Raw genomic sequence first — 1373 nt, 5'->3', positions numbered from 1 at the left:
ACCTATGGATGAGGATGGCGTGCTTACGAACCAGATTGGACGTTACAAAAAGGGCTATAACGCTTCACTATTGTACACGATTCCAACTTTTCAAAATCCAACAGGGACTTTGATGCCCGAGGCGAGGCGCCAGGCACTGATGAACGCTTGCGCTGACGAAGGTCTCCCGATTATTGAGGATGACGCGTACAGGGAGCTTTGGTTTGATGAGCCGCCTCCTTTACCTCTAAAAGCCAGGGATCCCCACGCCCTAGTCCTATATTTGGGGACATTGTCCAAGACGTTAAGTCCAGGGCTTCGCATAGGTTGGGTGGTTGCTCCTGAGCCCGTCATCGAACGATTAGCGGATATCAAAATGCAGAATGACTACGGTTCGAGCTCTGTCTCCCAATGGGCTGCTGCTGAGTGGCTGGGAAGAGGCTTGTATCAGGAGCATCTTGTTACGATCAGAGCGCAATTGAAGATGAGACGGGACAGCACGGTGCAGCTGCTCCAAGCTTATTTCGCTGGAATTGCCAGTTGGTCGGTACCAACAGGGGGTTTCTACATTTGGGTTCAGCTAACTGTCGACGTTCCGATGCAAATCCTATTTGAACGCGCTTTAAAAGAGGGTGTTTTGTTAAATCCCGGTTCGATTTATAATCGACTTACAGGCAACTATTTGCGAATTTCTTACGCCTATGCCAAGTTGCATGAGCTTGAATGGGGCCTTAAGCGAGTAGCGATTCTGATTCGAGATTTGGCTGGGATTAAAAGATTGGAAAGGTGAGCGAGAGATGTCAACGAATGACACGCGAACAAGTAAGGAAGAAGACCAATCAGACTTGCCTAAGCTTTCAAATCCTGCACTTCGTGCACTCGCAGGTGCCGGATTTCACCGGCTTGAACAGCTCAGCAAGACAACCGAGAAAGAGATTATGAAGCTGCATGGCATGGGACCCAAGTCGCTGGACCCGCTTCGCCGTGCACTTGCCGAGAAGGGACTGACTTACGCAGATGAATCTTGAGAGCAGCAATCCCAAGCAAATAGCCGCTGAACAAGCAGTGGAATATATTCAAGATGGCATGACCGTAGGCTTAGGCACAGGCTCCACGGCCTATTGGGCTATCCAACAAATTGGAAAGAAAGTTCTTAACGGTCTACAAATCAAGGCAGTAGCAACCTCCGTACAATCTGAGAACTTGGCTAAGGAACTTGGAATTCCGTTGATTCCTTTCTCTGAAGTAGAAGAAATAGATGTGACGATTGATGGCGCTGACGAAGTAGATGGTGCTTGGAATCTGGTCAAAGGGGGCGGAGGTGCGCTGCTGCGTGAGAAAGTCATTGCTTCATCTAGCAAACAACTTATTATCATTGTTGATGAAAGCAAGGT

Annotated in this window: 3 protein-coding genes; all 3 read left to right on the top strand. The window is 48.7% G+C overall.

Going from position 1 to position 1373, the window contains the following annotated elements; genetic code table 11:
- A partial coding sequence (locus tag AC1DUA_RS37805) for an aminotransferase-like domain-containing protein (protein WP_477504597.1) occupies positions 1 to 769 on the top strand: 769 nt, incomplete at its 5' end.
- Between the two features lie 7 nt (positions 770 to 776).
- Complete coding sequence (locus AC1DUA_RS37800; RefSeq protein ID WP_477504596.1) at positions 777 to 1007, top strand: DNA-directed RNA polymerase subunit alpha C-terminal domain-containing protein; 231 nt, start codon at positions 777 to 779, stop codon at positions 1005 to 1007.
- A partial coding sequence (gene rpiA / locus AC1DUA_RS37795; RefSeq protein ID WP_477504595.1) for a ribose 5-phosphate isomerase A occupies positions 997 to 1373 on the top strand: 377 nt, incomplete at its 3' end. The genes AC1DUA_RS37800 and rpiA, both read left to right, overlap by 11 nt.

It is taken from the genome of Paenibacillus sp. 01T422 (assembly GCF_056398785.1).
The sequence above is the reverse complement of the archived record's forward strand: the minus strand, read 5'-3'. Positions and strand labels throughout refer to the sequence as shown.

Excerpts from the sequence above, each read along its gene's own strand:
- AC1DUA_RS37800 (WP_477504596.1), top strand. The coding sequence starts at position 777 with ATGTCAACGAATGACACGCGAACAAGTAAGGAAGAAGACCAATCAGAC.